The organism is Nautilia abyssi (genome assembly GCF_055388085.1).
The window spans coordinates 1707215-1733704 of record NZ_AP042376.1; the positions used below are offsets into that span (position 1 = coordinate 1707215).

General features: G+C 36.1%; 7 protein-coding genes. 3 read left to right on the forward strand and 4 right to left on the reverse strand.

Annotated elements, in window-relative coordinates:
• Nucleotide 1: 1 nt before the first annotated feature.
• From ACZ5EP_RS09025 to ACZ5EP_RS09040, 4 genes are all read right to left on the reverse strand, one after another.
• Nucleotides 2-1297 carry a lactate utilization protein B gene (locus ACZ5EP_RS09025; RefSeq protein WP_464508856.1) on the reverse strand — a complete coding sequence of 432 codons (1296 nt, stop codon included), beginning with the start codon at nt 1295-1297 and terminating at the stop codon, nt 2-4.
• Between the two features lie 36 nt (nt 1298-1333).
• A complete protein-coding gene (locus ACZ5EP_RS09030) occupies nt 1334-2041 on the reverse strand; it encodes a (Fe-S)-binding protein (RefSeq protein ID WP_464508858.1) in 708 nt (235 codons plus the stop codon).
• A 9-nt stretch (nt 2042-2050) separates the two neighbouring features.
• Nucleotides 2051-6427 (reverse strand): glutamate synthase large subunit, encoded by a 4377-nt coding sequence (gene gltB, locus ACZ5EP_RS09035; RefSeq protein ID WP_464508859.1) that lies wholly within the window; start codon nt 6425-6427, stop codon nt 2051-2053.
• Nucleotides 6428-6502: 75 nt separating this feature from the next.
• Nucleotides 6503-7558, reverse strand: coding sequence for a helix-turn-helix domain-containing protein (locus ACZ5EP_RS09040; RefSeq protein WP_464508861.1), 1056 nt, complete (start codon nt 7556-7558; stop codon nt 6503-6505).
• Nucleotides 7559-7670: 112 nt separating this feature from the next.
• On the opposite strand from ACZ5EP_RS09040, the gene ACZ5EP_RS09045 reads away from it, so the two are divergent.
• From ACZ5EP_RS09045 to ACZ5EP_RS09055, 3 genes are all read left to right on the forward strand, one after another.
• On the forward strand, nt 7671-9212 hold the full coding sequence (locus ACZ5EP_RS09045) for a ShlB/FhaC/HecB family hemolysin secretion/activation protein (protein ID WP_464508862.1): 1542 nt from the start codon (nt 7671-7673) through the stop codon (nt 9210-9212).
• A 9-nt stretch (nt 9213-9221) separates the two neighbouring features.
• Nucleotides 9222-20882, forward strand: a complete 11661-nt coding sequence (locus ACZ5EP_RS09050; RefSeq protein ID WP_464508863.1) for a filamentous hemagglutinin N-terminal domain-containing protein — start codon at nt 9222-9224, stop codon at nt 20880-20882.
• Between the two features lie 406 nt (nt 20883-21288).
• Nucleotides 21289-26490 carry an autotransporter domain-containing protein gene (locus ACZ5EP_RS09055; protein ID WP_464508864.1) on the forward strand — a complete coding sequence of 1734 codons (5202 nt, stop codon included), beginning with the start codon at nt 21289-21291 and terminating at the stop codon, nt 26488-26490.

Here is a 26490-nt window from a genome sequence, read left to right on the forward strand (position 1 = left end):
ATTATTTTATAAATCTTTCTTTAGGTATTGCCGGAAGAGCCTTGTATCTGCTCCATTCTTTTGCCACGCTCTCAAGCAGAGGCTTTGGAGTAAGACGTAAAATCGTGCTGAAAAGTTTAAACATTTTAGGAGAATGCATCGCTTTTTCAGCCAATTTCATACCTTCACTTTTAACTTTTAACTTTTCACTTTTAATTACATAATGTCTCATATTTACAAGCTGCTTGGTAAAAGGGATTTTAACCGGACACACCGTCTCACAGCTTCCGCAAAGAGTACATGCAAACGGCAGGTCCGAATATTCTTCTTTATTAGTTAAAGGTGCCAAGAGACTTCCGATAGGTCCCGGGATTACATATCTGTATGAGTGTCCGCCAGAGCGTCTGAATACCGGGCATGTGGTAAGACACGCCGAGCATCTTATGCATTTTAGGGTTTCTTTAAATTGGCTTTTGAGTCTTTTAAACCTTCCGTTATCGACTAAAATTATTACTCTTTTGCCGTTTTCTTTTTTGCCGAAAACGGATGTATATGTTGTGATTTTCTGCCCCGTGGCGTTTCGGGCGAGCATTCTTAAAAACACTCCCAAATCTTTCATATTGGGAACAATTTTCTCAATTCCTACGCTGATTATATGTAGTGGAGGTAAAACGGCTCCGAGGTCCGCGTTTCCTTCATTGGTGCACACCACCGCCCAGCCTTTGTCCGCCACAAGGAAATTCGCACCGCTAAGTCCTGCGTCGGCTGATAGGAACTCTTTTCGTAAAAGCGCTCTCATTTTATGTGTCAGATATGTCGGGTCTGTGTTTGTTTCGTTTAAAATTTCGGCAACGTCCTCTTTTGTAGTATGGATTGCGGGCAGGACTATGTGAGACGGTTTTTCACCCCTTAGCTGTACAATTCTTTCGCCAAGGTCGGTGTCTATTACCTTAATTCCGTTTTCTTGCAGATATTCATTGAGGTTGCACTCTTCTGTAAGCATCGATTTTGATTTGACAACTTTTTTTGCGTTTATATCTTTTAGGTATCTAAGTACCGTTTCATTGTGCTCTTTAGCGTCTTTGGCAAAAACAACCTCAATTCCTGCTTTTTTTGCGTTTTTTATAAACTCATCCACAAGAGAGTGCAGGTTTTCAATTACATAATCTTTAATCCTGGAGGCTTTGTTTCTAAGCTCTTCCCACTCTTTGACTTCCTTTATTGCTTTGTCTCTTTTTTGTCTGATAGCCCAGAGGCTTTTATCGTGGCGGGGACCCTTTTGTTTATAAAACTTTACGGCTAATTCGTAATGTTTCACTGTCTACCTTTAATTAGTTTTCTAAAGTGGATAATTTCACTTTTCACTGTTTTCTACGCTTTCCAGAAGAATCTCGCTTATATGTTTAAACTCGGCATTAATTCCCTCTTTTTCGGCTATGCCTTTTAAGTGCATAAGACAGCTCATATCCACTCCTGTAATTACAGGCGTAAAGTCGTACTTCCAGCTGCTGAGAAGGTCGTTTAGTTTTTCTTTTCCGATAATATAGCTCATCTCTCCTTCTTTTACGCTGTAAACTCCTCCGAATCCACAGCATTCATCCCTCGCAGCTTCTAAAACTTCACATCCGAGCACTTCTTTTACTTTGTTTTTGTAAGGTATGTTAAGTTCACTCGGAGTCGCCACATCCAGGTGCCTCATTGAGTGGCATGAGTTATGAAGTATTACAGATTTACGGTTTTTTGCAAGGTTTAGATGGCCTTTGGAATATAAAAAGTCGGTAACTTCATATGTTTTATCACTAATTTCGATTTTTTGGGACTTTATGGTGCTTACACAGCTGCTTGAAGGTGAAACCACATAGTCAAATTCTCCGAATATTTCGTCGTATATATTGGGAAGTGTGGTTTCAAACCCGCTGTTTATAAAAGGCTGTCCGCAGCACGTCTGGTTTTTGGGAATGGTTACACTGTAGCCGAGATTTCTTAAAAGCAGCGTAGTTGCCTTAGCCACATGCGGGAAGAGTTCGTTTATATAACACGGAACATGGAGGGCTATTTTCATAGCCTTCCTTTAATCCATGTCGTTTGGATCAAGAGGCGGGCGGTTGTCTTTTGGAGTTACAAGCCAGAAGTGTCTAACTTCGCTTCTGAAGTTGTCAAGAATGAATTTCGCTTTTTCGCTTCCTGTTGCGTTATAGTATTCGATCAGTCTTTTTTTGAGGTAAATTTTAGGTTTTTCGTTTTCGTCGATGTCGATTCTTCTGATTTCGATGAGTTCCGCATTTATTTTATCTACGAATTCATGCTCTTTGTCGTAAACAAACGCAACCCCTCCTGTCATACCTGCACCGAAGTTGATACCTGTTTTACCGAGGATTATAACTTCACCGCCTGTCATGTATTCACAAGGATGGTCACCCGTACCTTCTACGATTGCAACAGCGCCTGAGTTTCTAACGGCAAATCTCTCACCCACAGGCCCCGCAATGAACAATTTACCGGCAGTCGCACCGTACAGGCATGTGTTTCCGGCTCCCGCTCCTTTTTTAGGAGTTACAATTATTTTACCTCCGGCCATTCCTTTTCCGACATAATCGTTTGCAACGCCTTGTAATCTTAAAGTAATACCTTTGCTTAAAAACACCCCGAAGCTCTGTCCTGCAGTACCTGTCAGGTTAAATACGATACTGTCGTCTGCAAGTCCGGTATCACCGTAATATTTAGCCACAACACCGCTGATTCTTGCACCGAAACTTCTGTTTAGGTTGCAGATTTCTGCTTTTACGACCGATTTGTGGTTTGGATTTTTGATTGTATCCATTACAAGCTCGAGCATCTCTTTTTCAAATTCGTTTTTGTCAAACGGTTCGTTTTCAACTTGTTTAGTGTTTACTCCCTCTGTTTGTCTAAATATCATAGAAAAGTCGAATTTTTTGGCTAAATCTATATCTTTAACGGTAATTAAGTCGTTTCTTCCGATTACTTCGTCAAGTGAAGCGTAACCGATGCTTGCAAGCCATTCTCTTACGTCTTCGGCAAGTGCAATGATATAGTTTTTAACTTTTTCTACGTTACCTTTGAATTTGGCTCTGTAGTCTTCATCCTGAGTTGTGATTCCCACAGGACATTTGTTTGTCTGACAGCTTCTACAGAAGATACAGTCAACCGCCATTAAAAGGCTTGTACCGAATGCATAGTATTCAGCCCCTAGAAGTGCCGCAAACATTACGTCTCTTCCGACTTTAAGAGCACCGTCCGTTTCAAGGGCTACGTATTTTCTTAAGTGGTTTTCTTTTAGTGCGTTGTGTGCTTCGATAAGTCCGATTTCCCACGGGTTACCCGCATGTCTTATAGACGTAATAGGAGCGGCTCCCGTACCGCCTTCGCTACCGCTGATAACGATCTGATCCGCATACGCTTTTGCAACACCGGCAGCGATTGTTCCGACTCCCGCGGTTGAAACAAGCTTAACGCTGATAGTTGCTTCAGGGTTTATCTGTTTAAGGTCGAATATAAGCTGTGCCAGATCCTCGATTGAATATATATCGTGGTGAGGAGGTGGTGAAATAAGAGTTTTTCCTGGTGTTGTGTGTCTGAGTTTAGCGATGTAAGTCGTAACTTTAAATCCAGGAAGCTGTCCACCTTCGCCCGGTTTTGCACCCTGAGCAACTTTAATCTGGATCTCTTCCGCGTTTACAAGGTATTCAGGAGTCACACCAAATCTACCCGATGCCACCTGTCTGATTTTGCTCTGTTTGATTGTGCCGTTTCTTCTTTTGTCTTCTCCGCCTTCACCGGAGTTTGTTCTGGCACCCAGGCTGTTCATGGCTTCGGCTAATATTTCATGCGCTTCAGGACTGAGCGCACCGATACTCATAGCCGCACCTATGAATCTTTTGATAATATTTTCGCGAGGCTCTACTTTATCTATTGAAATAGGCTTTCTGTCGCTTTTGATATCAAGGAAATCTCTTATGTAAGTAGGACGTCTGTTTTCTACAAGGTTTTTAAATTCTTCATAGTCAGCTTTTTCGCCTGATTTGATAGCTTTAAGGAAAGCTCTTGTAACTTGAGGCGTTATTTCGTGGTATTCTTCGCCTTTTCTCTGTTTAATGATTCCTCCAGGAAGCAGTTTTTCTTCTTCGAACGCTTTTTGATGTCTGATGTTGAGTCTTTCTTCAATATCTTCATACGTTAGACCAGGAAGCAGTGTTTTACTTCCTATAAAGCACTCTTCCTGTACTTCGCTGCTTAGACCTATAATGTCAAAAAGAGCCGAGTTTCTGTAGCTTGCGATTGTAGAAATACCCATTTTTGACATAATTTTCAAAATACCTTTGTTAAGTGCGCTGTGAACGTTAAATAGTGCGTCGTCTCTGTTTAGGCCTTTTTCATCACACAGTTTGCAAACTGTTTTGAATAACAGATACGGATATATGGCAGTTGCACCGTATGCAATCATTACAGCCGCATCATGAGGGTTTGTAACCTCGCTTGTAAGAGCCACTATACTTGTAAGGTGTCTGAGTTTTGCATCAAGAAGTTTTTTGTGCAGTCTTCCTATTACCATTGCCATAGGCATTGTTTTATGTTCTTTATCAATGCCGCTGTCGTCAAGGAATATAATTCTTACACCGTTTTTAACATCTTCTACGATTTTATCTGTCAGCTCTTCAAGTGATTTTTTCAGGTTGTTTTTGAACGTTATAGAATAAGTTGCGTTTTTATAATCGCTTTCAAATCTCGGAGAGTTTTCATCGCCGAAGCTTTTAAGAACGCTCAGTTTTGTCTGTGTAAGAATAGGCGAAGTCGTTTTGATTCTTTTAGCGTGTTCCGGTGCTTCATCTAAAATATTGTGAATTTCACCGAATCCAGTATTTAAAGACATAACTATTTTTTCTCTAAGTGAGTCGATAGGAGGGTTTGTAACCTGAGCGAATTTTTGTCTGAAGAAGTCGTTGAAACTTCTAAAAGGATAATCGCTAAAGCACGCAAGCGGAGTATCATCACCCATACTCCCTGTCGGTTCTTTTCCGTCTTCCATCATAGGCTTAATAACTAAATTAATAACCTCTTTTGATATTCCCGCATATCTTTGTTTGTAGATCAGCTCGTTAAGTTCAATCTGTTCATCTATTGCATACGGATTTTCAATATATTCCTGAAGATATATCATGTTTTCATTCAGCCATTTTGTATAAGGATTGCTTGATTTTAGGTATTCGTCGATATCTTTATTTTTCAGAACTACGCCGAATTTCGTATCAACGCCTATCATCTGGCCTGATTGGAGTTTGCCTCTTTGAACAATGTCTTCTTCAGGGAAGTCAATTACACCGTATTCACTGGCGATAAGGATGGTGTCGTCTTTTGTAATTACGTATTTTGCAGGTCTGAGCCCGTTTCTGTCGAGTACTACTCCTATATATCTTCCATCCGTAATACTTACCGCAGCCGGACCGTCCCATGCTTCAAAACGGGTTGAGAAGTATTCATAAAACGCTTTAAGCTCACTGTCAAGATAAGGGGCGTTTTGCCAAGGCATAGGAATAAGCGCTCTTATGGTTTTAAAGAAGTCCATTCCGTTCATAATTAAAAATTCAACCATACGATCAAGCGAGCTTGAGTCACTTTCATCAAATCTTACGATTGGAAGAAGTCTTTCAAGCTCTTCTTTTGAAAATACTTCAGATTTAATTGATTCGCTTTTGATTAGAGCGTTTATTCTGTTTGCCTGGATAGAGTTAATCTCACCGTTATGGGCGATAAATCTGAAAGGCTGTGCAAGTCTCCATTCAGGAAGAGTGTTTGTAGAGAATCTCTGATGAAAAAGTGCGAAAGAAATTTTAAAATCCTTATCCGCCAAATCAGGATAGAACTCTTTAATATGATTTGGCATCAACAGCCCTTTGTAGGCTATTTTTTTGCTTGAGAAAGTAGGAATATAAAAATCTCTGTCTTCAATGAAGTTTTCTATTTCTTTTCTTGTTAAATATAAAAGTTCTTCAAATCTTTTTATAGCTATAATTGAATTAGGAACGATAAACGCATGATAAATTTTCGGAAGTGTTTTAAGTGCCAGTTCCCCGAGAGCTTCTGTATTTACAGGGACTTCTCTCCATAACGCGACTTTTAAATCGTTTTTTTCACAAAACTCTTCAATAGTGGTTTTTTGATTTTCGTTTTTTAAAAAAATAACGCCTATTCCAAATGTGTCAGGCAGGTCAACTCCCTGTGCGTGAGCTATTTTTCTGAAAAACTCTTTTGGAAGAGAAAACAAAAGACCGCTTCCGTCTCCAGATTTACCGTCAGCCGCAATAGCGCCTCTGTGCATCATTCTCTCAAGCGCTTCAAGCGCCTGATTTACCATTTTGTGTGTTGCTTTTCCTTTAATATGTGCAATAACACCAAAACCGCAGTTATCTTTAAATTCTAACATTTTTGACATATATATTCCTTTAAGAGGTTATTAATCCGATTTTATAATTTGCTAATTATAACATAATTTAGGGGGTGTTAATGATTATATGCCGGCTTTAGAAGCTCTAAAATTTGAAGGAGTCATGTTGTACCATTTTTTAAATGCCCGGAAAAAAGGGCTGTATTCGGAATAGCCTAAAAGATAAGATATTTCTTCATATGATAAATTTTTGTCCTGTAACATATAAAAAGAAAGTTTTTTTCTTATTAGTTCGGTAAGTTTTTTAAAAGTTGTGTTTTCTTTTTTTAAATGTCTTTTTAAAGTGCTTTGGCTTATATTTAAATTTTTGGCTGTAAGTTCAACGCTGTTATTTCCTTCCGGCAGATTGGTGATTATTTCATTTATGATTTTTTGCGTACATGATGATTTGGTAAATAACTCTTTTTTCATTTGTTGAATATGTTTTAGCATAAATTTGTAAGGAGGGTATTTTTCTCTGAAATTAGGTATGTAAAAAATACTTTTGTCCAAAATAATATAATTTGTGTACTGATTAAAAGATACTTTAACATTAGGAAAAGTCCGTTTGTAAAAATCAATATGTTTAGGTTTTTTTCCGTAAAAATTTATCTCTTTAATAGGCAGTACTTCTAAACCGGTATACTGTCTGATCCAGTTATAGCATATTTTCGCATAGCATTCGCATACACTGAGAGGAATAATAAATCTAGGTATTACGTCAAAATAGAATATAACCGTATCGCCGATTTCTACATATTTTGTATTAATATTGTTGATAATTAAGGATAAGTATCTTTTCATAATATCAACGGATTCTCTTAAATTGGATGTATGGATAAAAACTTTACCGATTAATCCCGCTTTTGACAAAGTAAAATAATCAGCAATAACAAGGCCGATGTCACTGCGGCCGGATAATTTTTCAATTCCTTTCCATAGTTTATAAGCTTTAATAATGGATACTCTTTCGTTGTCTGATATAGGTTCTATTTTAAAATTAGTGAATTTTTCAAGTTCTTTTTTATCTATATTAATGGTAGGCAGAAGCTCTATTAAAAAATTATAAAACAGTGCTGATAATGTGAAGTTTTTAAATAAAAAATTGGCATCTTTTTTTGCAAAATAACTAAAATTCATGGCTTTTTCTTATTGATTTAGTTTTATTAAACGAAAATGAACTCAAATGTCATTCCTTTAATTTTTCTTTTGATATACAATAATAACATAAACGTATACAAAAGGTACAGATATGCAAAGTAAAAATAATAACTTGTTGTTAAAATTATTCTTAGTATTAAATATAAGTGTAATTTTTTTATTGGCTTCATCTACTGTCTTTATTCAAAAGATCATATTAAAAGGCGATGTCAGTAAACAGGATTTAATATTGGCAAAACCTCTTTTGTCAAAATATGAAAACCGTAAACTAACATTAAAACAGATAGAAGAATTAAAAGAAAAATTGAACAAACTGTTTAAAAAAAACGGAGAAGTATTTACAAAAGTGCTTCTGCCTCCTCAAAAAATCAAAAACCATGTTTTGGTTATTGAAATAATTAAAGCAAAAATAGGCAGTATTTCAGTATACGGAAATAAATATTATTCTAAAAAATTTATAAAAAGTAATTTAAATATGAAAAAGGGTGATTATTTAGATTATAAAACTTTTATGAAGTCATTATTGCTTCTTAACGAAAATCAGGATCTGCAAGTTAAAGCTTATTTAAAAAAAGGTAAAAAATACGGAGAAACAAAAGTAAATTTGGATGTAAACGATTCAAGGCCGTTTCATGGAAGTATTACATATGACAATCTGGGTTCAAGCAGTACTTCAAAAGACAGGGTTTCAGCGGATATTTTATACGGTAATCTGTTTGCGGACGGCGATTTAGTTAATTTTCATACTACGCTTGGTATAGATAGCTGGAGTACGAAATTATATAAAACCACATATACTACAAAACCTTTTGGCAGATATCATACAAGAATAAATATGACTTATTTATACGCAAATTATGTAGTAACAGGTACTTTTGCCGTTTTAGATATTAAAGGTAATACTAAAATTGCTTCATTAGGTATTACACAGCCTATGCTTTATAATGTCGTTAATAAAATTAATATGATGCTTGATTTAAATAAAAAAGAATCAAAAAGTTATCTTTTAGGCAGTCTTTCATCAAAAGACGATATAAAAATTCTTACATTATCCGCTTCTTTAAAACACAGTAAAATTTTTAGCGAAATAAATGCGGTTTTATCCATATCCAGAGGCTGGGACGGAGATGACGCGGTCGGAAGCAGGTTTGAAGAGGACAGAAATTTCTTCAAATATAATCTTAATTCCTCTTATAACTTTTATCTTAATCTGAAAAACAGTTTTTTGTTTGTTTTGAATATGCAGTATTCTAATTACAGGCTTCCTTTATCGGAAATGTTCTCCATAGGTGGTATGAACAGCGTCAGAGGTTACAATCCGTCCGTTAAACTCGGGGATTACGGATACAGTACCTCCATCGAATGGTTCTATCATCCTGAAATTAAAAACAAATATTTTAAAAACGGTGTGCAGATAGGTTTTTTTATAGATAATGCAGGAGCATATGTAAACGACCCGATTCCTGGAGAAGAGAAATCTCTTGTTTTAACGGGAGGGGGAGGCGAAATTATTATAAGTATAAAGAAAAGATATTCCTGCAGAATCGGAGTAGGTTATCCGATACATTCTTCTTATGATGTTAACAGCGATAATAAAAGCGTTTACATGATTTTCAATGCGAAATTATGGTAAGGAATTAATATGTTACTAAATAAAAAACAGCGTCTATCAATTGTGGTCAGTATTACTTTATTGTTTATGCCTATGCAGGCTATAGCTTTGCCTACAGGTGCAAGTGTTGCTTCCGGAAGCGTTACTATTAATACAACGCAAAATGAAATGGTTATCAATGCTTCCGATAAAGCTATTATTAATTATAACAGCTTTAATATCGGTGCGAACGAACTGGTAAAATTTGTTCAGCCTAATTCAAACGCAGTTGTGTTAAACAGGGTTGTTTTAGCTAACCCTTCTTCAATTCTCGGAACTTTAAGCGCGAACGGAAATGTGTTCTTAGTTAATCCTGCAGGAATCTTTTTCGGAGCTAATTCGGTAGTTAACGCTAACAGTTTTTTGGCAACTACTCTTAATATTAGCGATGAGGATTTCTTAAAAGGAAATTATCATTTTGAACAGATTAAAAATTTGGCTCCTTCATATATAATACAAAGAGGGATGATAAATGTGTCTCCCGAAGGATTTGTGATTTTAGCAGCTCCTTTTGTCAGCAGCGAAGGGGCTATTATAGCCAAATCAGGTAAAGTGGTAATAGGAGCTACTGATAATTTTTACATTCATTTTGATGCAAACGGATTAATAAATTATACTTATGATAAAAGTACAAGCAGTGATTCTCCTATAATACTGCCCGCCGAAACGGCTGATAACATCATTAATAATATTATAAACACCGGAACCGCTTCAAACGCTATAAAAATAGTAAAAAACGGCGATCAGATAGAACTTGTAGGAGCAGATAACACTGCATTGGTAAGTTCAAATATAAATACAGATGCGGTTGACGGAAAAAGTGCGGGAAGTATTATAGTCGACGGACAAAAACAGGCTTTTGTTTTTGACGGGGCAAAACTTTCTTCAAATGCCGCTGATATAGGAAACGGCGGTAATATACTTATTTATTCTAATGATTTGACATATTCCGATCATGGTGCTTCATACAGTGCTAACGGAGGACTTTTAAACGGTGACGGCGGATTTTTGGAAATAAGTGCGGATAAAAGTGTTATTTTTAACGGAAGTAAAATTTCATTAAAAGCATTTGAGGGTAAAAACGGACTGTTTTATATGGATCCCGATGATGTAACAATATCAGAAGATATTTATACAGACGGCGCAAAGTATGAATGTACAGCTGACAGTTTTCTTTTAAAAAGTAATGTAATTATTTCAACAAGAGAATTAGGAAAAGACGGATTGTCATCAGATAAATCCGGGTCTATTACGATTAATGCTCCAATCATTACGCTTGAAAACGGTAGTGAGCTTTTAGCGTATGCAGATAACGGATATGCGTCAGGGGATATTACTCTTAATGCGGAAGCAACTAGCGGAGATGTTGGACTTGAAGCCACTTCTTCCATTAATATAAATGGTGCTACCATTAAAGGCGGAAATATTAATATATCAGCCAGCTCAAGTTCTGCAAATGAATTCACAACAGGAAACGATTTAGTTGATTACGCTCTTGATTTTTTAACTTCATCAGCTGACGATACTCCTCCGCTCGTAAATGTCGGATTGAGTATAGCCCAGTCAAAAGCTACGATAAATGTCGGAAGCGGAAGCAATATAGAGGGAAGTTCTGTAAATATACAAAGCAGCGCAAGTTCTACGGCTTCCGTTTCGGTAGCGGCAAGCGGTGTTAGTGTCGGTTACGGTAAAACAACAGCGGATGCTGAAACTGTTATACAAAACGGTGCAACAATAACAAGCAGCGGAGATATAAACATAAAAAGCAGTTCTGTTTCAGATAACAGTGTGGAAGCATATACAGAAGAAGCTGAAGACAGCGACGGTGCAAAAATCAATGTAAATTTGGCTTATGCAACTTCTTCGACTACTTCTAAAGCAATAATCGAAGACGGAGCCGATATTGATGCGGGAGGTTTACTTAATGTAAACGCATATACAGAAAAATCAATGGATGTTTCCGCCGATGACGGGGCAAATGAGGACAGTTCGTTAGGGGCAAGTGTAGCTATAGGCACTTCTGATTCTACTACTCAGGCCAGTGTAGGAGGAAATATAAATGCAGATAATTTAATTATAAATGCACAGACAGACAATGATGTTTTAAAAACAGCAGCATATGCCGGAGCTGAAAATCCATCTGCTGGAGATGTGGTTTCTAATGTTGAGGACGGACTTTCTGAAAAAATTCAAGACTGGGTGTCTGATAAAATGCCTTCATTTGAATCAGAAATACCGGCAACTGAAGAATCAAGTGACGGCACAACCACTACGTCTTCTCCTTTAGGACTGTCTGCGGCTTTTGCTTATTCTGACCATACCTCAACAACTACGGCGGATATAGCGGCAAATTCCAATGTCAATATTAATCAAGATACTGATATAGAGGCTTTAAATAATTATTTAACATCCGATAACGGTGAAAGCGGAATTAAAACCGTTGCTATGGCGGCCGTTCCAAGCAGTGAGGACAGTACAACAGTGTATTCGGCTGCGGGAGCTGTGGCCGTAACTAATTTGGATAATACGGTGAATGCATACGTAGACGACGGTGCAACTCTTAATTCTAAAGGAAATATAGCAGTTTTGGCAAAAACTGAAATGCCTTATCAGATTTCCTGGGACGATGTGACAGATGTATCAGATATTCCAGATAAAGTTAATTCAGCTTTGGATATTACAAAAACGAGTTTCTTTACTACCTGGGCTCAAAGCAGCGCGGCGGGTGAAATGGCCGGAATAGCAGGATCTGTGAATTATTTTCATATGAAAAACGATACTGAAGCTTATTTGGGGGAAAATACACAAATCAATCAGGGACAAAGCGATTACGGCACATTGTTAGTAAACGCTTTAACAAATATTGAAACTATGAACCTTGCAGGCGTAGTGGGACTAACAGACAGCAGCGGAAACGGGCTTGGAGGTTCGTATCTTGATATTCAGTATGATGATACTACAAAAGCGGAAATAAGAGATAATTCAAATATTTTGACAAAACAGCTGTCAGTCGAAGCTAATACTAATACAAAAAATATTTCAATTGCCGCATCAGGAGGAAATGCAGAACAGTATGGAATAGCTGGAAGCGTTTCATATTTGAAAATTAATAACGTTACTCAGGCTAATATAAATAATGCCAATTTAGTTGTAACAGGAGATTCTTCAACTGACGGTATTGACCTGCTTTCCAGTGATTATTCAAAACTTTTCAATGTAACCGGCGGAGTGATGCTATCTACAAGTGTAGGTATAGGAGCATCGGTTTCTATAAATGAAATTGACAGGGATACCGAGGCTAATTTAAACGGTACAGGATTTGACAATACCGGTGTTACTAATATAGGTTCTCTAAACAGCGGTGAAATAGATGCAGTGTCTTTAGCCGGAGCCGTTACTACTACTTTCGGAACTCAAAAACCTCAGGACAGTATGGCGGGGCAATTCGGTATAGGACTTTCCGGGTCTGTATCTTTAAACAGAATAAATGATACAACAACCGCAGCTATTACAGGTTCAAATAACCTGGCAAATCAGAATAATGCTAATGATATTGATATTGCGGCATCAAACACCAGTAATATAAAAAGTTTTGCAGGTGCCGTAAGCGCCGTTACAGCTATTAAAACATCGGCAGGATTGGCAGGGGCTTATTCTCAAAACGATTTGAATAATAAAACTTCTGCTTCAATTGATTCAAGTACGATATACGCCAAAGCTATTAAAATCGATTCATCTTCTAAAGGGGAAATAGATTCATATACCGCAAGCTGCAGCGGCAGCTTAAGTTTAGGTTTAAGCGTGTCTATTGCCGGGTCTGTATCAATAAATAATATTTCGAATGATATCACGGCTGATATTACAAACGGTTCAGACGTTACAGCAGGTGGAAGTGTCAGTCTCTCAGCAGAAGACAGCTCGACTATTAATACCAAAGCGGGAGGAATTGCCATAAGCGGTGCAGGTATAGGTGCTGCATTTTCAAAAAACAGTATAAGTAACGATATTTATGCTTATGTAAGCAATTCAGGAATTACAGCAGATTCTTTAGATATCTCTTCCGTTGAATCCGCAACAATAAATGCTTTATCTGCGTCTTTAGGTATCGGAGCGGAAGGGCTTGCCGTTTCTGCCGCTATTGTTATTAATGATATTGCGGATGACATTGAGGCATATATTAATAACAATTCAAAAACCGTATCGGCAAACGGGGATATAAACATATTGGCAAATGACGGTTCGTCAATAGATACTCAGGCGGGACAGGCCGCTGGTTCTGACGGTGCAGCAATTGGTCTTTCAACTCTTTATAATACAATAAGCAATGAAATTGATGCTTTTATAAGCAATGCTACAGTTAATAACGGTGGCAATATTATCATATCTTCTGTAAGTGACAAATCTATTAGCGCCAAAGCAGCCGGAGCGGCTGTTTCAGGTTCTGCTTCCGCAGCAGGCGCGGTGGTAATCAATACTATTAAAGATACAATGAATAGCTATATTTCATACAGCTCAGTGGTTGCTGAGAATTCAATCTCTATTCTTTCAGAAGAAAAAAATGTTCTAACAGCAATGTCAGGGATTTTATCAGTAGGCGTTGCTTTAGGGGCTGACGGTTCAATTGTGACTAATATAATTGAAAATACAATTAAATCATATATTTTTAGCAGCAGCGTTAAAGCTGACGGAAATGCAGCGGTAGAAACTTTAAAATCAGATTTAAGCGGTGATACTGAAAATATTAACGGTATAGATATATTGGCATCGGCAAGTGAAAAAATAGAGTCTGATGTAGCCAATCTTTCAGGAAGCGGCAGTACAAGTGTTGCGGCAAGTGTTTCGGTTAATCTGCTCAGAGACAGTATAGACAGCTATATAGACTCATCTAATATTAACAGCGATAATGACAATGCAAATGCTCTTCAGCAAGTCCGAGTCCGTGCGGTAAGTTATAATGATATTAAATCTAATATAGGCGGTTTGGCTATAGGAGGAGACGCCGGAATCGGTGCGTCAAGCGATACAAGTATGCTTCAAAACACTCTAAACGCATATATTCAAAACAGTAATGTATATGCCAAAAAAGCAGTTAATGTTAATGCGCAAAGTTTGGAATATTTAAACTCTGTAGTAGTTAGCGGAGGATTCTCAGGAGGGGCGTCTTTAGCAGGTTCTGCTGCAGTGATAAATGTTGATAATCATGTCAACGCTTATATTTCAAATTCTAATGTTAATTCGGAAGGTGATTTGGGAGTTTCCGCTTCTGATACTACAAAACTCGGAACTTTAGACAATGAAACAAAACAAGGTATCCTTGCCGGGGGTACAGGTATTGGACTTGTAGCAGGTGTCGGAGGTTCAGTTGTAGTTACCAGTGTTACTCAAAACACTAATGCTTATGCCCAGGATTCTATCTTAAACGCAAAAGGAATTATGTCTATATTGGCTGATAATTATGCCGATACCATTACATTTGCGGCAACCGGCAGTGTAGGCGCTTTTGCAGGGGCTGCAGGTTCAGTAACAATTAATACAATAGATTCAACGGCAAAAGCATATACATATGCAAGCGGCGCAAATAAAATGTTAATCAATCAGGACGATAATTACAAAACTTCAGTGCAGGATGTCAAAATCCAAAGTAAAAACCATTCATCAATAGATTCTTCACCGGGTGCCGGAAGTGACGGTGCCGTGGGTGTCAGCGGTTCTATAGACGTAGCGACGATTCATAATACCTCTTCTGCAAAATTAGGTGATTATACTCTGTTAAATGCGGGAAGAGATTTTTTAATAAGTGCTGAAGCTTATAAAAGTGTTACCAGTGAAGTGAGTACGCTTTCTGGAAGTTTGGCTGAGGGCGTGTCAGGTTCGGTTTCAATTGCAAATATTAATACGAATATAAACGGTGACGCTTTAGATGCTTCTAAAGATACTAAAGATAAAACAGATACGTTAATATCAAAAAGTGATGTAGGTGATCAGATTGGAGATTCCGATACCGCAACAAGCGCAAAAAGTGAAATTGACGCTGAAACTACAAGCTTAAATGTTGATGATGCATTTGATCCGGATTATGTTCCAAACGAAACAACTCAGGCGGCAATTGGAGATAACAGTGTTTTAAATGTCGGAGGGGCAACATCTGTTGAAACATCTGATACCACTTCTTTAGATTTAATCTCAGGTGGTATATCAGTTTCCGGTGTATTAGGTATAGGAGGAGCTGTCAGTATAGCTAATGTCGGAGCCGATACCAAAGCATATATAGGTAAAAATGTAAATATAAATACAGGGTCATTAAATATTAACAGTAATCTGATTTTGAATAAAAACAGTATTAAAAGTTATGCCGGAGCTGCCGGTTCAGTTGGTCTGGGTGCGGCTGTTTCAGAGTTTAATGTAAATTATACAAATGAAGCTTATACAGACAGCGGTTCTGTTTTGACAATTAGCAAAGGTGATTTTAATATTGCGGCTTCCAGTGATTTGTCATCTAATAGTGTAACTGCTTACGGAGCGGCAATAGGAGCGGCTGCAGCCGGTATAGTAAAAGCTGAATTTATTCAAAAAGGCAGTACAACCTCTATTGTTAAAAGCTCAAAAGTCGATACAACCGGGAATATAAATATAAGCGCGTCAGATAATGAGTACAACTCCAGTTCTCTTGCCCAGGCGGCTGCAGGCGGTATAATAAGCGGGACAGGTTCATTTAGCGATATAGAATTAACTCCTACTCTTATTGCCGGATTTGGTGACGGAGTTATTTCAACAAGCAGCGGAGATACTTCAATTTTATCATCATCAATAGCAACTCTTTCAAGTGAAGCCGACGGTGTTGATGTGTCTTTAGGCGGATTAACTGTAGGACTTTCTAAAGCTGTTGCGACATGGACTCCGACTTTAACAAGTACGGTAGGTTCTGATAATAATATAAAAGCAAATAATTTTTATATGAAAGCTTTTGAAAATACGGATGACAACGGTAATTATTTTACCGACAATACAATTGACGCGAAAGCTTTTTCAGCTGTAGGGGAAAGTTTAATCGGAGGTACCGGGTCATTGTCTGAAGCAACAAGAAACGCCAATATAATAAGTGTTACCGGAGAGAATACGCAAATTTCTACAAATGGAGATATATATATAAATTCAAAAGCTTTCGGTAAAACACAGGCTACAAGTAACGGATTTATGTACAGCGCTTTAGCTGCTGGTGCAACAGAAGCCGTTTCTACAAGCAATGCAAATGTAGGTTCGGTAATTGGAGATGACAATGTATTAAATGCCGGAAGGGATATAAGTATTAATGCATATGCCGGAAATGAAGCATTAAGTAATACTCTCGGAGGTACGGGAGGACTGTTGACTACTACAGGTACGATAGCCACTACTAATATTAATGCTAATATTTATACGAATATTGAAGCCGGAGCAAGTCTTCTTGCAGGTGAAAATATAGGATTAAATGCTTTGAGTTATGTAAACGCTCATGCAGTCGCCAGTATTGTTACAGGATCGGCTGTTACTTATAATCAAACTGAAACAAATGTCAACGTTAATCAAAATGTTGAGGTAAATGTAAAAGAAAATGCAGAATTAAAAGCAAAAACAATCAACATATTAGCAGAAGTCACAAGCTTTGAAGCTAATTCCCATGCTACATCAGAAACAGTGGCGGCTGATTCTAATTCGGAAGCGTATGCGAATGTCAATGCAGTATCTAATACTAATATAAATATTAACAGCGGAGCTACATTAAATGCAGCTTACAAAATAAGTGTAATCAGCAAACAGGATAAAGACAATATCTTTTTATCCAAAACCGATTCCAATGCTACAATTGATGCAGGAGTTACCGGTAGTTTAAGAGCTTACACCGATAATGAAATGCATGTGAATTCCAATGTTAATTTCGAAAGCGGAAGCAAATTAATCACTACCGATCTTTATGTTCAGACTTATGCTCCAGAAAAAGATGCAGATACTTATGTAAATGTTGCTGATACAGAGAGTCATACAGTTGTAACATGGGTATTAACACAAACCAAAAAACTTGTAGATGTAGTGTCAAATATTCCTATTATAGGATGGATTGTAAAAAAAGTATGGAAAGTTGTCGATGAATGGGTTCCTCAATTTACAAACAGTACGCAAGTTTCAAAAATGAGCGGTGATTATTACGGCAGTTCTGTTATAAGTATGAATTCGGAAATTTATCAGGAATCTTCAGTTTCACAAGCTCTTAATATTGCTGCCGACGGCACTATTACCGCTCAGGGTGGAGATATTTCAGCACAAACTGACGGAGACAATATAGTTGTTAATGATTTAATTAATCATGATAAAGGACTGATAGAACTTAATTCCAACGGTCAAATAACAGGTACAAGCGATATTTACATTCAAAATGTATATCCTGATGTAACCATTAACAACTATTCAAATAAAAATTTAGAATTAAATAATATTAATGTTGAAAGCGATAATGCAAACGAACCTAATTTACAAATGTCTTATGTGCCGAGTGAAGATGTTGTTCCGTTTATTCCGGTATATCATTCAATGAGTGTGGACCATAGCGTAAACATTAACAATTACGGTTCAGGAGATGTTGTGTTTAACGGAGTCGTGTCTAATTACGGAGGAGAAACTTCAGTATATAATTCATATGGGAATATTTATTCTAACAGCGGAGCGTTATTACTGTCAAAAAATATTAATATAAACGCAGTAAAAGGTTCAATCGGAAGCAGTGAAAATCCTGTAGAAATTGAACTTCAAAAAAGCGACAGCGATAATCCTTCTATAACTACAAACAGTTTTTATGACACTTATCTTGGATTGAAACTGAGTGAACTTACAGATGTTCCGTTAAATGAAGATTATGTCATTGACGGATTGGATTTAAGCAATATCAAAACCGAAGGAAATCTTTTCTTAACACTTAATCCGGGAGCTACATATTATAAATATTACACATATTCTACCGACCCTGATACAGGAGAACAAATTTCAACTGAGAATATATTACAAACCGCGGCGGAATCAAAATATTATATTGATAATATTACAGCTAACGGCAATATAAATATTAATGCTGAAAAAGGCGTTTCTTTAGTTTTAGACGGTACAATGCAAAGCGGTGTTACAGATCAGACAGTAAATATTTATTCCGATATTGACCCTTACAGTGAGGATGCACGTTATATTGCTTCTTCTGATGACAGTACAGTATATCTTAAAGATATCGTTCAGCCTGGAGGAGCTGTCAATATTAACTTAAACGACGCAACATTTGAAGGCAGCGGAAAAGTCAGTTATGTCAACGGTAATACTCATATTACGGTAAATAACTTTACAAGTAAAAATGTAAATTTACAAGAAATCAATACGAACAGCAATCCGGATAACGGACTATATATCAACGGAGTTAAACAGCAAAGCTACAGTAATATAGAACTTAACGGTATGGGGTATGACAGCGGAAGTGTTGTTGTAAACAGCAATAACGGAGGAGAAGTTCAGTTAAACGGAAATATTAACAATCAAAGCGGAACTACTGAAATAAACGGTAATAACGGTGTTTATAATTTAGGAACGAATTTAATAGATTCTAAAAATATAATTTTAACTATGTTGAACGATACTCCTATAGGAACGCAGGAAAATCCTATTTATACAAACGGTGTTGTAAAAGCTACTACCAGTAACAATATTTATCTGTTTGCTCCGACTCTTTTATCAATAGACTCATTGACAGGTAAAGATTTGTATCTGGTCAGCAACGGTGATATTCAAGGTGATGACGCATCAAGTATGAATATAGCGGGAGACAATGTAATGCTTCAGGCAGCCGGAAGCATTCAGTCAGTATTAAACGAAGCTATAAAAATTTCAGCGGATGTAGTTGCGGCAGTAAGCAGCAACGGCAATATAAATTTACATAACAGCAAAGATACAGTTGTAGGAGCGGTAGGAACATTAAGCGGACTTCAGGCGTCAGGGGATATTACATTCTCAACAGACGGAACGTTTACGCAGGCAAAAGGTTCTAATATAGTTTCTGATAACGGAAACGTAGCATTGAATTCCGCAGGAAATATGAATATCGATTATGTTCAGTCACCAAAAGAGATATCTCTTGAATCACAAAACGGCGCAATAACTCAAGACGGAGATGAAGATGTTGATATCGTAAGCGACAGTTTATTAGCAAAAGCTGCAAACGGTATTGGAGATGACGGGGTAAATGAGAAATATCTGGATACAGATGTTAATAATATAGACGCATATAACAGTGCGGCTAACAATATCGACATCAGAAACGACAAATCAATTACAGCTTCGGATATAGACGGAGACGGTTTTGCTCTTTACAATAAAAATGGAGATATTAACATTTTAACCGATGGTGCGTTTACTCAGCAAAGTGCTACAAAAATATCAGGTCAGGATGTGACTATAAATGCCAAAGACGATATCTTATTGTCTGACCTGCAAAGTAAAAACGCATATATTACTACGTTAAACGGCGCAATATCAGGTGATGACGCATCAAGTATGAATATAGCGGGAGACAATGTAATGCTTCAAGCAGCCGGAAGCATTCAGTCAGTATTAAACGAAGCTATAAAAATTTCAGCGGATGTAGTTGCGGCAGTAAGCAGCAACGGCAATATAAATTTACATAACAGCAAAGACACAGTTGTGGGAGCGGTAGGAACATTAAGCGGACTTCAGGCGTCAGGAGATATTACATTCTCAACAGACGGAACGTTTACGCAGGCAAAAGGTTCTAATATAGTTTCTGATAACGGAAACGTGGCATTGAATTCCGCAGGAAATATGAACATCGATTATGTTCAGTCACCAAAAGAGATATCTCTTGAATCACAAAACGGCGCAATAACTCAAGACGGAGATGAAGATATTGATATCGTAAGCGATAGTTTATTAGCAAAAGCTGCAAACGGTATTGGAGATGACGGGGTAAATGAGAAATATCTGGATACAGATGTTAATAATATAGACGCATATAACAGTGCGGCTAACAATATCGACATCAGAAACGACAAATCAATTACAGCTTCGGATATAGACGGAGACGGTTTTGCTCTTTACAATAAAAATGGAGATATTAACATTTTAACCGATGGTGCGTTTACTCAGCAAAGCGGCAGTGAAATTTTGGGGGCAAATACTTATATAGACGCTAAAGACGATGTTCTTTTATCTTATATAGAAACTAAAAATGCATATATAACTTCCGAAGAAGGAAGTATTTTCCCTAATGAAAAACTGCCTTATAATATTGTAGCTTCAAACGATGTGCTTTTAACTGCATTAAACGGTATTATTGGTGCTCCTGATACACCTTTAAATGTGCTGTCAGGAGGAGAAGTTAATGTTGCCGCGTTAGAATCAAAAAATTTATTGTCAGCTTATTTGATTAGTAATTTGTTGCCGTCCGATTCATTTATAAATTTGGATTTAATTGTATTTAACAATAGAGTTATAAGCGGTACTCTTATAGATATGTATAACAGTACTCTGTTCTCTGTTTATCATAAATTGCAAAACACAACTAATCCTAATGCTGACGTAAAACAGAAAAAAGAGGATATTATTAACACAGAAGGAAAAATTTAATTATATTAATTTTTCTTTCACTCTTTTTTTTACTTCAAAAAGTTACTGCAAATAAAAAATAAACTAATTCAATTTTGAGCTGAAATGTCATGGTATCAATTCATTTATTTTATTAAAATAGAATTAAAACTTTATAAAAAAAAGGTTAATTATGAACTTTGGAAGAAAAATCTTTTTATTAAGTATAGTTGCATGTATTGCTTTGGCGGATCAGACTATAAGCACTGCAGAAACATCTACCATAACAAGTGATGGAAGTGAAAATATTTTAATTGACACTGGTGGAAGCATTACTACGGATAGTGACAATGATATAAATGTAACTGGAACTTTGGGATCGGATTATAATATCACCAATAAAGGTACTATATCAAATACTAATGCAATCGGAAGCAATTATAATAGAATGAATATTTACTTGGAAAACGGAAATGACGGAACCGTACTAAACGATACGACAGGAACTATGTCGGCTGCAGGAATGTATAATATATACACATCAGACAATAACGGCTATATCACAAACAAAGGTTTGATTGAAAATACAGAAGAAAATACGAGTTTTGCCACAGGTATAGCAGTAGATAACAATTATCAAACCATACTCAACGATACGGACGGAAATATCACTACCAATTATATCTCAATATCAGTAGCCAACAATAACTATGGTAGTATTCATAGTATTATACAAAATAATGGTTCTATTACGAGTAACTATAGAGGCATCTATGTCTCATACAACAATGGAATTATAAACAACAATGGAAATATTACCTCACAAGATAGTGCTATTTTTGTATACAAAAACGACAGTGAAGGCACTATAACAAATGATACCAACGGTTATATCGATTCGGTGGGAAACTCTATTGATATAAATAGCAATTATGGAGATGTTTATAATTCAGGGAGTCTGATAAGCCAAAGTAAAGGTATAGCAATTGAAACAAATTATGGTGACATATACAATCTCAGCTACAACAACGGCATTACATCAAACGACAGCTCCATTTATGTAACAACTAACGAGTCTGATGGAAGCATTTTTAACCGTGGGAAGATTACTAGCTTGTATGATTACGGTATAAAAGTGATGCAAAATAAAGGATACATAGAAAGCAGTGAAAATATTTATGGTGTCGGTGGCATTTTTATTCAAAACAATAGCAGTGGAGCAACCGTAAACAATAGTGGAAATATATATTCAAATGGTATAGGTATGTATGTAGAAGAAAACAATGGCACTTTCGTGAACTCCAATTATATAGAATCAAATACTACTGGTATAGCAGCGAGTACAAACTATGGAGATATTGCTAATTATAAGGATATCGTCTCCGTTACGGGAATCTATGTAGAAACCAATAACAAAAATACAATAAATGGGGGAACTATAAAGGCGGATATAGGTATCAATGTAAAATATAATAATTCTGACATCACCAATAATGGAACTATAGAAGCAAACAATAATGCGGATAATATAGGTATCAATGTAGAAAACAATAATGTTAACGGATATGTCTTGAATGGTACGGATGGAGTCATAAATGCAAACATAGGCATCAATGTGGAAAACAATATTTTTTATGTTTTTAATAAAGGATCTATTGACGCAAATACGGCAGGTATCAATGTAACTACAAACAAAGGAGTTATCATAAACTTTTCAGGTGGACATATTTCCTCTTCCGAAGATGGCAGCACGGGTATCAATGTGGAGAACAATGAAAACAATATCACAAATATGGGATATATATCTGCAAAGATAGGTATAAATGTAGCCGCAAACAAGCAAATTATCTTAAATGATAGAGATGGAGAGATCTATGCTTATGAAGATGGCAGCATAGGTATCAATGTAGAAAATAATGAATACAGCATCACAAACAACGGATACATACAAGCTACTTCACCTTATACTATAGGCATAAATGTAGAAAACAATGATCAAGATATTATTAATAATGGCGCAATAATTTCAGATAGAAACATAGGTATAAATGTAACTACAAACAATAAAACTATTTTAAATGATAATTTGGGCAGCATTTCAGGATCAAATGCAAATACTTATGCAAATACTAGTATAAATGTACAAAATAACAACGATGCTATCATAAACCAAGGACATTTGAACTCCACACTTACAGGCATATATGTAAACACAAATGCCGGAACCATTCTAAATGATTACAGTGGACTAATGTATTATTGTAATAATGCCATAACAGTACACAACAACTTGGGAACCATTACCAATAAAGGAAACATTAGTGCCTCCAGTTATGGCATCTATATAGACAATGACAACAATGGAACCATATTGAATGACACGGATGCAAATCTAAGTTCAAGCAATAACTCCATAACAGTACACAACAACCTAGGAACCATCACCAACAACGGAAACATTAATGCTTCCGGCTACGGTATCTATACAGAAATGGACAACAACGGAACCATCTTAAATAATACTATAGGTAATATCTCTGCAAATATATCCATGTTCATAAACGGAAGTAACAATGGAGCTATGATAAACGGTGTAGATGCAAGCATTAACACAACATCAACATCTATACATGTCCAAGCAGACAATAACGGTCTTATAGAAAATAACGGAACTATTACAAGTACAGGGGGAAATGGTATTGAAGCATACGGAAGCAACTATGGAAATATACTAAACTATGGAAATATAAATATAAAATATTATGGTCTTTTTGTATCCAAAGAAAATAATGTCAGTATTATAAATTATGGTTCCATTACAAGCAGTGACAGCAGAGGTATAGATATAGACGGTATAAACAATGGTACTATCTTAAACAGTGAAAATGCAAATATCACATCAAACTCCTCCTCCATATTTGTATCAACAAACCTAAAAAACATCATAAACGAAGGAACACTTACAAGCTCTACCTCTTACGGTATGAAAGTAGATGAGAACAATGCAACCGTTATAAACTACGGAACTATAGATGGAGGCTTTGGAGGCATAAGTGTATCAAATAACAATAAAGATGTAATAAACGAAGGGATAATAAGTTCAGCAACAGGTATTAATGTAGAAAATAATTACGCAAATGTTACAAACAACAATCTGATAACATCAGATACAGGTATAAGCATAACAATAAACAAATCGATGATTTTAAATACCTCAGAAGGAAACATTACTTCAAAAAATGATTCCATATTTGTATCAGACAATAAAAACATTATTATAAACAACGGATATCTTTCAGGAAATAATGCTATAAATGTAACAGATAATAACGCAATTGTTGAGAATAATGCAACTATAGCCCAAAGTTCTAACGGTATAAATATAACAAACAACAATAATGCTGTATTAAATAATGGAATTATTGATTCTTCAAACAATACAGGTATCAACGTAATAAACAACAATAAAGATATAATAAATGAAGGAATTATAAGTTCAGCAACAGGAATAAACGTAGAAAATAATTATGCAAATGTTACAAACAACAATCTGATAACATCAGATACAGGTATAAGCGTAACAACAAACAAATCAACGATATTAAATACTTCAGAAGGAAACATAAGTTCGAATGTATCAATATATGTTGCGGATAATGAGAATACTATCACCAACAATGGATATATTTCAAGTACGGACAGCGGTATAAAAGTAACAGACAACAATGCAACGGTTGAAAATAACGCACTTATAACCGGAAGCGGAAAAGGTATAAATGTAGAGAATAACAACAAAGATGTAATAAACGAAGGGATAATAAGTTCAGCAACAGGTATTAATGTAGAAAATAATTACGCAAATGTTACAAACAACAATTTTATAACATCCAACACAGGTATATCAGTTACAACAAACACTGGAATCGTATTAAACGATACAGAGGGGAATATTACAGCACAAATAGGTATATATATAGGAGGGAGTGAAGCCGGGGCAGTAATAAACAACGGAACAATAACAGCTGAATATACATTCCAGGCACCTACTGCTACATCAGGGAAATTTACTAATAACGGAACAGTTAAAGGGGATATAGACGCAAAAGGCGTGGATGTAATAAACAACGGAGATTTGAAACTTAATCCTTCCAATACTGTATATTCAAAAACCTACATCCAAAATGCACAAGGAATACTTGATCTGGACGTAGAAGTAAACAATACAACCCTTTCAGCACAGACACCGTATATCCAAACAAGCGGAGATATAACATTTAAAGAAGGTTCAACCATAAAAGTTTATTTTGTTAATACAACGGATGACACTATAGGAAAATGGTTTAATTCTTTAGAGAATTTTAAAAACACCATATATAAAGAATTTAGTAATTCAGAAGGTCTTATAGCTGAAACAACAGACGGAAATATCAGTACAGACATATATTCTTTGAATTTTATAGATAACAGCGCTCTTTTAACTTTTTCTGCAGAAATTAACGGAACAACTATGAATCTTATAGTAAGAAAATCCGAGGCTGGGCTTGAGAAACTTGTAAATTCAACAGGAGACATATATGTGATTGGTACGGCAAAAGCGCTTGATTCTATTTTTAACGAACTGAAAGTAGATGCGGATATAGATAAGTATCTTAGTGTTCTTGATTCAAGAAGCAGTGATGAAGACAAAGTAAATGACTTGGCTGAAGCTACACCGGTTAATACATTGACGACTTCTGTTGCAGCATTAAGAATGAGCAATATGATAAATTCAATAATAGGTGCTAGACAAAGAGGATTAAACTCAGGTAATAAAGTGTTTAAAGACAGAAATTTATGGATAAAACCTTATTATACATATACAACACAAAGCAATAAAGACGGTTACAAAGGTTTTAGCGCACATACACACGGATTTGTATTGGGAATTGACGGGGAGTATACGGATTCTAAAAGATTAGGGTTGGCGTTTGCTTATTCTAAAAGCGATGTGAATACTAATGATCTGCCTCAGTCAAGTGATTTAGACGGATATACATTTATTATGTACGGTTCAAAACCGGTAGTTAATTATCAAAGTATGCTTTCTTATCAGATCGGTATCGGAGTACAGAAAGTAAATACAAGCAGATATATCAGTGCAATAGGGCAGACTGCATCGGGATCATATAATGCAAAACTGTTTTATTTACAGACTGTAATGAATAAAAATATGCAGATTAAAGACCAGCTTACATTTATTCCAAAAATAAAATTTGCATATAAATATTATCATACCCCAAGTTACAGTGAAACCGGAGCCGGAGGACTGAATTTAAATGTATCAGGATATAATACTGAAGAAATGATATTAGGCACAGGCGGATTACTGTCATATAAATTAAATCTTTCAACCGATTTTGAAGCATATGCGAATATTGATTATAATTTTAAAAATGACAGACAGACAGTATCGGCAAGTTTCCAGGGTGCAAACGATGTTGTGTTTGATACTGACGGAATAAAAAACAGTGCAGCAACATTTAACGGAGGAATGAGTATGAATAAAAAATTCCAAAACAATACATCTTTCAGTTTCGGATTTAATATAGACAGAAAAACAAGCGGATTTACAAGCAGAAGCGTATTTGCAAAATATAATATGAAATTTTAA

Excerpts from the sequence above, each read along its gene's own strand:
- ACZ5EP_RS09040 (WP_464508861.1), bottom strand. The coding sequence starts at position 7,558 with ATGAATTTTAGTTATTTTGCAAAAAAAGATGCCAATTTTTTATTTAAA.
- ACZ5EP_RS09045 (WP_464508862.1), top strand. The coding sequence starts at position 7,671 with ATGCAAAGTAAAAATAATAACTTGTTGTTAAAATTATTCTTAGTATTA.
- ACZ5EP_RS09030 (WP_464508858.1), bottom strand. The coding sequence starts at position 2,041 with ATGAAAATAGCCCTCCATGTTCCGTGTTATATAAACGAACTCTTCCCG.
- ACZ5EP_RS09050 (WP_464508863.1), top strand. The coding sequence starts at position 9,222 with ATGTTACTAAATAAAAAACAGCGTCTATCAATTGTGGTCAGTATTACT.
- gltB (WP_464508859.1), bottom strand. The coding sequence starts at position 6,427 with ATGTCAAAAATGTTAGAATTTAAAGATAACTGCGGTTTTGGTGTTATT.
- ACZ5EP_RS09055 (WP_464508864.1), top strand. The coding sequence starts at position 21,289 with ATGAATATTTACTTGGAAAACGGAAATGACGGAACCGTACTAAACGAT.